Below are 6,831 nucleotides of genomic sequence, written 5' to 3'. Positions count from 1 at the left end.
GCGGATTGACGTCTCCCAGGCCATGATCCTCGTCGCCATGGGCGGCAACCTCCTACGCCGGAATGCCCATCCCTGACTTTCCAAACGGACTCTTACTGCTCAAGAACGATACCCCGATTTCTAAAGCTGAAGTTCAAGTATTTTGGCCACGATTCAATCGTCTTGCATGAGCGAGACATAAGGAAACAAACAGGCCCATTTGCCATCTTATCAGATATCAAATTGCGATCAGCTTTTATGGACGAGATTTCAGACATATTGGCTGAAACTCGTTTCAGAATATTTGCTGCTGTTATCGAAAAACACGAGCTAAAAACCGATCTATTCCCGACCAACCCGTATGTTATTTCGCTCAGAATCTGTCTTCAGATGGCCTACCTGTTTCTCAGTAAGCGGAACGAGATCGGAAAGACACACCATTTTATCTTCGAGAAAAGAGGCCCGAAAGAGGATGGCGAGCTTGAATTGGAGTTTCGCCGTATCACGGGCGGTGAGAATGACCTGAGAACCCCGTTCTTGGGCTTTCACATCCATTTCTCAGATAAGCGAACCAATTCCACTGGCATGCAAATTGCCGATTTGACTGCCCGGCCGATCGGCCTGAAAATTATTCGACCAGAGCAGCCAAACCGAGCGTTCGAAATCATCGAACGAAAGATCTTTAACTGTCGAAAGTTTGGGAGACCGTCGAGAGGGATTTATGCCCTTTAAGCGAAAGGCCCCGGATTACTCCGAGGCCTGACGCCGACCGGGAACCCCCAATCCACTTACCAACAATATATTGGTATTCTTTCCTCTTGTCAATGGGAAAGCCTTTTCTTTTCAAAGAGATAGTAGATATCCCTAAGTGATTCAATCCTTTGAACTTTTTGAAAGGATGGCGAGCGCCTGGGCCGGGTCGATGCGGCCGTCATAGAGCGCTCGGCCGGAAATGGCGCCTTCGAGCTTCTTCGCGTCGGGCATGGTCATGCGGACGATGTCGGCCAGCGAGGCGAGGCCGCCCGAGGCGATGACCGGGATCGACACGGCTTCAGCGAGGTCGATGGTCGAATCCCAGTTGATGCCGGCCAGCACGCCGTCACGGTCGATGTCGGTGTAGATGATGGCGGCGACGCCGGCGCCCTCGAACTTCTTCGCCAGCTCGACGACGCCGAGGCTGGAGGCCTCGGCCCAACCCTCGACGGCGACCTTGCCGCCCTTGGCGTCGATGCCGACGGCGACCTTACCGGGGAACTTCCTGCAGGCCTCCTTGACCAGCTCGGGGTCGCGGACTGCAACGGTGCCGAGGATGACGCGGGCGAGGCCCTTGTCCAGCCAGGTCTCGATATGGGCGAGCGTGCGGATGCCGCCGCCGAGCTGGACCGGGTTCTTCGTCGCCTTGAGGATCGCCTCTACGGCCGCACCGTTGACGCTCTCGCCGGCGAAGGCGCCGTTGAGGTCGACCACGTGCAGCCACTCGAAGCCCTGGTCCTCGAAGGCCTTCGCCTGGGCGCCCGGATTGGTGTTGTAGACGGTCGCCTGGTCCATGTCGCCGAGCTTGAGGCGCACGCACTGGCCATCCTTGAGGTCGATGGCGGGGAAAAGGATCATGCTCAGACGCCTTCGACGATGACGAACTTGCCGACGGAGGCGGCGTGGCGAAGCTTTACAACCTCCTGGTATGCGGGCGAGTTGCAGCAGGCGACCGCCTGCTCGTATGACTCGAACTCGGCCACGACATGGCGGTTGCCGGTCGGGCCTTCGGGATCGTCATGGCGGCCGCCGCGCACGAGCAGCTTGGCGCCGTAGGGGTTGATCGCCGCGCCGTTGCTCGCGATGTAGGCCGGATAGGCCGCGGGGTCGGTGATCTCGACCATCGCGATCCAGTAGCCCTTCTTGGTCGTCATGGCTTCCACCTCAGGAAATTGGCAATGAGGCCGAGGCCAAGCGCCTGGCTCTTTTCGGGGTGAAACTGGGTGCCTACGAGATTGTCGCGCGCTACGGCGGCGGTGACGCGGCCGCCATAGTCGGCGGTTGCCAGCACCTCTTTCTCGTTCGTCGCGTCGAGATGGTAGGAATGCACGAAATAGGCATGCAGGCCCTGTGGTCCCGTCTCGATGCCGTGGAACACCGGATGGGCCTGTTTCACGTGAATCGTGTTCCAGCCGATCTGCGGAATCTTGAGCGTCGGGTCGGACGGCGTGATCTCCTTGACGTCACCGGCGATCCAACCGAAGCCGTCGGTGACGGTCTTCTCCAGCCCACGTTCCGACATCAGCTGCATGCCGACGCAGATGCCGAGGAAGGGATGCGCCTTGCGTATGGCGACCTCCTCGACCGCTTCCCACATGCCGTCGACGGCGCGCAGGCCGGCGGCGCAGTCGGCATAGGCGCCGACGCCGGGAAGCACGATGCGGTCCGCCGTCAGAACGCGATCGGCATCCGCGGTGAGGTCGATCTCGGCCGAAATGCCGGCCTCGCGGGCGGCGCGTTCGAAGGCCTTGGTTGCCGAGCGGAGGTTGCCCGAACCGTAGTCGATGATGGCGACACGCATGTCAGTTTCTTCCCGGATAGTTCAGGAGGCCAAGCGCCGCGCCAGTGGTCGGCGAGCGCGGCGCAACGGCAGGGGAGATGGCGACAGTGGCCGGCACAGGTTCGTCCTCAAGCGTTCCAGCGGCAAACAGATAGCGCATCTCGGCGTCGTCGGCCGAGTCGGCTTCGAGCACGCCCCACTGGCTCCAGCCGGCACGGCGCAGCGCGGCGATCCGCAGGGCGCCGCCCTCGAGCCCGACATAGAGTGAAATCAGCAGCGGCAGCAGGGGGGCTGCAATGGTCAGGCCGGCCCACTCGCTCGCCGCGGCCAACACCAGACCCACGGCGAAGGTCACCACGGCCTCGAGCCACAGCCTGTGCCAGAGCATCCACAGGATCGGCGCGACGAAGCCGAAGAAATAGACGCCGTCACGGACGAAGACGGCACTTTCCGAAGCGTTTTTTGCTGCCGAGGCAGGCGGCTCCATGACGACATGGATGGCCATGGCTATCCCTTCAGGCTGCCCTTGGTCGAGGGTACTGCGTCAGGCTGGCGCGGATCGCTTTCGAGGGCCATGCGCAGCGCGCGCGCCACGGCCTTGAAGCAGGTTTCGGCGATGTGGTGGTTGTTGGCGCCGTAATGGTTGGTGACGTGCAGGGTGATGCCGGCATTCTGGGCGAGCGCCTGGAAGAACTCGCGCACCAGCTCGGTGTCGAAGCTGCCGATCTTGGGCGACGAGAAATTGACGTTCCAGACCAGGAAGGGCCGGCCCGACACGTCGATCGCCGCGCGCGTCAGCGTCTCGTCCATGGCAAGGTCGATCGAGGCGTAGCGCATGATGCCGCGGCGGTCGCCGAGTGCCTTGGACAGCGCCTGGCCGAGCGCAATGCCGCAATCCTCGACGGTGTGGTGGTCGTCGATGTGCAGGTCGCCCTTGGCCGAGACCTTCATGTCGATCAGCGAATGCCGCGACAGCTGGTCGAGCATGTGGTCGAAGAAGCCGACGCCGGTTGCCATTTCCGAGCGGCCGGTGCCGTCGACATGGACCGAGACGGAAATCTCGGTTTCCTTGGTCTTGCGGCTGACTTCGGCGGAACGGGGGGCCATGGCTGATCCTTGTCCTTGGAACGTGAGCCTTCTAACAGCATGATCGGCCGGTTGCCAATTGCAGGAAAGTGCATTTCGTTCCCGCCCCGGCCGATTTGCAATCCTTGCCCGGCGGCATACATAAGGCCGAACTTCCACTCGTAACGCGCTCGCCGCCTGAAAGGGGCAGCGCGCCATCGGAGAACCACATGTCCAACGAACAGAGCATGCACGCCACGACCATCGTGACCGTGCGCAAGGGCAACAAGGTGGTCATCGCCGGCGACGGCCAGGTGAGCCTCGGCCAGACGATCATGAAAGGCAACGCCCGCAAGGTCCGCCGCCTCGGCAAGGGCAATGTGATCGCCGGGTTCGCCGGCGCCACGGCGGATGCATTCACGCTGCTCGAAAGGCTCGAAGCCAAGCTCGAGCAATATCCCGACCAGCTGACGCGGGCCTGCGTCGAGCTCGCCAAGGACTGGCGCACCGACCGCTACCTCCGCCGCCTCGAGGCGATGATGCTGGTGGCCGACAAGAACGTATCGCTGGCGCTGACCGGCACCGGCGACGTGCTGGAACCCGAACACGGCGTGATGGCCATCGGCTCGGGCGGCAATTATGCGCTGGCCGCGGCGCGTGCGCTGATGGACACCGACAAGGACGCCGAGGAGATCGCCCGCAAGGCGATGCAGATCGCCGCCGATATCTGCGTCTACACCAACCACAGCTTCGTGGTTGAGACGCTCGATGCCGAATAAGGCAGACGTGTCCTACAGCTTCCGGCCCCTCGATATGAAAGACATGCCGCTGCTCGCCAGATGGCTGGCAGCGCCGCATGTCGCGCAATGGTGGGGCGACAAGGAAGCGGAGTTGAAAGGCATCGCGGAGGCAATCGACAGCATTGCCGTCGAGCCCTTCATCATCGAACTCGACGGAAAGCCCATCGGCTACATCCAGAGCTACGATCCGTATCTCGAGGACGGCGAGAACCCGTTCGAGGACCAGCCGTCCGGCACGCTCGGCATCGACCAGTTCATCGGCGAACCGGATCTGATCGGCAAGGGGCACGGCACCAGGCTGGTCAGCGCGTTCGTGGAGATGCTGTTCGAGGAAGGGGCGCCGCGTGTCATCATCGATCCGGACACGGCAAACGCGGCCGCCATCAGGGTCTATGAAAAGGTCGGTTTCCAGCCGGTCCGCCGTTTCAAGACCGCGACCGGCGAGGCGCTGCTGATGGCGCTCGATGCCGAGGAGGAGGAGCTTTAGGCATGGCCGTGAGGGGGGACGTCGCTCAAGCGGAGCGCGAAAGACTGGGCTGGTGGCTGCTCGCCGCGGCCCTGATGATCGCGGGACAAGGCCTGGCGCTCTACTGGATGGGCCACCCGGCGATCTGCAAATGCGGGTACGTCAAGCTGTGGCACGGAGTGGTGCAGAGTTCGGAGAACTCGCAGCACATTTCCGACTGGTACACCTTCTCGCACGTCATCCACGGCTTCCTGTTCTACGCGGCTCTGAAGTGGCTGATACCCAACAGCCCGCTCGGCCTGCGGCTGGCGATCGCGATCGGCATCGAGGTGTCGTGGGAGCTGGTGGAGAACAGCGACTTCATCATCAACCGCTACCGCGAGGGGACCATTTCCCTCGACTATTACGGCGACAGCGTCATCAACTCCGTGTCCGATACGCTGGCCATGGTGCTGGGCTTTGTGATGGCCGCACGGCTTCCTATATGGAGCATCGTGGCCCTCGCTCTCATGTTCGAAATCGGCGTCGGCTACGTCATCCGAGACAATCTGACGCTCAACGTCATCATGCTGCTGCATCCGTTCGACTCCATCAGGCAGTGGCAAGCAGGAATTGTGTGACCCATGAGTAACTTCTCCCCCCGCGAGATCGTTTCCGAACTCGACCGCTTCATCATCGGCCAGAAGGACGCCAAGCGCGCCGTGGCGATCGCGCTGCGCAACCGCTGGCGCCGGCAGCAGCTCGAAGGCCAGATGCGCGAAGAGGTGATGCCGAAGAACATCCTGATGATCGGGCCGACGGGCGTCGGCAAGACCGAGATCTCGCGCCGCCTCGCCAGGCTGGCGGGCGCGCCCTTCGTCAAGGTCGAGGCCACAAAGTTCACCGAGGTCGGCTATGTCGGCCGCGACGTCGAGCAGATCGTGCGCGACCTGGTCGAGGTCGCCATCGGGCTGGTGCGCGAGAAGATGCGTGAGGACGTCAAGGCCCGCGCCCATGTCAATGCCGAGGAGCGCGTGCTCGAGGCACTGGTCGGCAAGACCGCGAGCCCGGCCACCCGCGACTCGTTCCGGAAAAAACTGCGCGACGGCGAACTCGACGACAAGGAGATCGAGGTCCAGGTGGCCGATACCGGTACCGGCGGCATGCCGAGCTTCGACATTCCCGGCATGCCGGGCGGCAATGTCGGCGTGCTCAACATCAACGACATGCTGTCGAAGGCGATGGGCGGCCAGCGGACCAAGACGCGCAAGACGACCATCAAGGATTCCTACGCACTCCTGATCCAGGACGAATCCGACAAGCTGCTCGACCAGGACGAGGTGGTGCGCCGGGCGCTGGAAGTGACGGAGAACGATGGCATCGTCTTCCTCGACGAGATCGACAAGATCGCCCGCGGCGACGTCCAGGGCGGACCTTCGCGCGAAGGCGTGCAGCGGGACCTGCTGCCGCTGGTCGAAGGCACAACTGTTGCGACCAAATACGGGCAGATCAAGACCGACCACATCCTGTTCATCGCCTCGGGCGCCTTCCACATCTCGAAACCGTCGGACCTCCTGCCTGAGCTGCAGGGCCGCCTGCCGATCCGGGTGGAACTCAGGGCACTCGAGAAAGACGACTTCCGCCGCATCCTGACCGAGACGGAAGCAAGCCTCATCAAGCAGTACACCGCACTGATGGCGACCGAGGGCGTCAACCTCGAATTCACCGACGACGCCATCGATGCGCTGGCCGGCATCGCCGTCGACCTGAACGCCACCGTCGAGAATATCGGCGCGCGGCGGCTGCAGACGGTGATGGAGCGCGTTCTGGACGAAATCTCCTACGACGCACCGGACCGCAACGGCTCTACCGTCAAGATCGACGCGGCCTATGTCGAAAAACACGTCGGCGACCTGTCCAGGAACACAGATTTGTCGCGTTTCATCCTTTAACAGGCCCGCGCCGGAGTTTCCGGCGCGAAGGTTCGCGAGCGGCGGGCCGGCAAACCG

At 62.5% G+C, this 6,831-nt stretch carries 10 protein-coding genes; 5 read left to right on the top strand and 5 right to left on the bottom strand.

From position 1 onward, the window contains the following. The first annotated feature begins 72 nt into the window (after positions 1 to 72). Positions 73 to 711: a DUF3800 domain-containing protein gene (locus tag J2X50_RS18785; RefSeq protein WP_429097295.1), complete on the top strand. Its 639-nt coding sequence runs from the start codon at positions 73 to 75 to the stop codon at positions 709 to 711. Between the two features lie 141 nt (positions 712 to 852). Here J2X50_RS18785 and hisA read toward each other — a convergent pair whose 3' ends face one another. The 5 genes from hisA to hisB are packed head-to-tail and all read right to left on the bottom strand — an operon-like array spanning position 853 to position 3,619. After that, positions 853 to 1,590 carry a 1-(5-phosphoribosyl)-5-[(5-phosphoribosylamino)methylideneamino]imidazole-4-carboxamide isomerase gene (gene hisA, locus J2X50_RS18780; RefSeq protein WP_429097288.1) on the bottom strand — a complete coding sequence of 246 codons (738 nt, stop codon included), beginning with the start codon at positions 1,588 to 1,590 and terminating at the stop codon, positions 853 to 855. Positions 1,591 to 1,592: 2 nt separating this feature from the next. After that, positions 1,593 to 1,886 carry a DUF1330 domain-containing protein gene (locus J2X50_RS18775; RefSeq protein WP_429097287.1) on the bottom strand — a complete coding sequence of 98 codons (294 nt, stop codon included), beginning with the start codon at positions 1,884 to 1,886 and terminating at the stop codon, positions 1,593 to 1,595. After that, a complete protein-coding gene (gene hisH, locus J2X50_RS18770) occupies positions 1,883 to 2,533 on the bottom strand; it encodes an imidazole glycerol phosphate synthase subunit HisH (protein WP_347965723.1) in 651 nt (216 codons plus the stop codon). The genes J2X50_RS18775 and hisH overlap by 4 nt, the downstream gene beginning before the upstream one ends. A 1-nt stretch (position 2,534) precedes the next feature. Continuing rightward, entirely contained in the window at positions 2,535 to 3,017 is a 483-nt protein-coding gene (locus J2X50_RS18765; protein WP_429097286.1) for a DUF2628 domain-containing protein, read from the bottom strand. 2 nt (positions 3,018 to 3,019) lie between these two features. Continuing rightward, the gene (hisB, locus tag J2X50_RS18760; protein ID WP_429097285.1) at positions 3,020 to 3,619 is read right to left on the bottom strand and encodes an imidazoleglycerol-phosphate dehydratase HisB; all 600 of its coding nucleotides are present in this window, start codon (positions 3,617 to 3,619) and stop codon (positions 3,020 to 3,022) included. Positions 3,620 to 3,807: 188 nt separating this feature from the next. Here hisB and hslV point away from each other — a divergent pair, with 188 nt between their 5' ends. From hslV to hslU, 4 genes are read left to right on the top strand one after another with little or no spacing between them, the layout of a single operon-like run. Further along, positions 3,808 to 4,356 carry an ATP-dependent protease subunit HslV gene (gene hslV, locus J2X50_RS18755; RefSeq protein ID WP_429097284.1) on the top strand — a complete coding sequence of 183 codons (549 nt, stop codon included), beginning with the start codon at positions 3,808 to 3,810 and terminating at the stop codon, positions 4,354 to 4,356. Next, the gene (locus tag J2X50_RS18750) at positions 4,346 to 4,864 is read left to right on the top strand and encodes a GNAT family N-acetyltransferase (protein WP_429097283.1); all 519 of its coding nucleotides are present in this window, start codon (positions 4,346 to 4,348) and stop codon (positions 4,862 to 4,864) included. The genes hslV and J2X50_RS18750 overlap by 11 nt, the downstream gene beginning before the upstream one ends. Before the next feature lie 2 nt (positions 4,865 to 4,866). Continuing rightward, entirely contained in the window at positions 4,867 to 5,463 is a 597-nt protein-coding gene (locus J2X50_RS18745) for a DUF2585 domain-containing protein (RefSeq protein WP_429097282.1), read from the top strand. Between the two features lie 3 nt (positions 5,464 to 5,466). After that, positions 5,467 to 6,774: an ATP-dependent protease ATPase subunit HslU gene (gene hslU, locus J2X50_RS18740; RefSeq protein WP_429097281.1), complete on the top strand. Its 1,308-nt coding sequence runs from the start codon at positions 5,467 to 5,469 to the stop codon at positions 6,772 to 6,774. Positions 6,775 to 6,831 lie beyond the last annotated feature (57 nt).

The sequence above is a fragment of the Aminobacter sp. BE322 genome (assembly GCF_050433525.1).
In the GTDB taxonomy this organism is placed as follows: Bacteria; Pseudomonadota; Alphaproteobacteria; order Rhizobiales; family Rhizobiaceae; genus Aminobacter.
This window is presented reverse-complemented; position numbering and strand designations above follow the sequence as displayed.

Bases quoted from the DNA above. Each gene is read 5' to 3' on its own strand.
- hisA (WP_429097288.1), bottom strand. From the start codon at position 1,590: ATGATCCTTTTCCCCGCCATCGACCTCAAGGATGGCCAGTGCGTGCGC.
- J2X50_RS18775 (WP_429097287.1), bottom strand. From the start codon at position 1,886: ATGACGACCAAGAAGGGCTACTGGATCGCGATGGTCGAGATCACCGAC.
- hisH (WP_347965723.1), bottom strand. From the start codon at position 2,533: ATGCGTGTCGCCATCATCGACTACGGTTCGGGCAACCTCCGCTCGGCA.
- J2X50_RS18765 (WP_429097286.1), bottom strand. From the start codon at position 3,017: ATGGCCATCCATGTCGTCATGGAGCCGCCTGCCTCGGCAGCAAAAAAC.
- hisB (WP_429097285.1), bottom strand. From the start codon at position 3,619: ATGGCCCCCCGTTCCGCCGAAGTCAGCCGCAAGACCAAGGAAACCGAG.
- hslV (WP_429097284.1), top strand. From the start codon at position 3,808: ATGTCCAACGAACAGAGCATGCACGCCACGACCATCGTGACCGTGCGC.
- J2X50_RS18750 (WP_429097283.1), top strand. From the start codon at position 4,346: ATGCCGAATAAGGCAGACGTGTCCTACAGCTTCCGGCCCCTCGATATG.
- J2X50_RS18745 (WP_429097282.1), top strand. From the start codon at position 4,867: ATGGCCGTGAGGGGGGACGTCGCTCAAGCGGAGCGCGAAAGACTGGGC.
- hslU (WP_429097281.1), top strand. From the start codon at position 5,467: ATGAGTAACTTCTCCCCCCGCGAGATCGTTTCCGAACTCGACCGCTTC.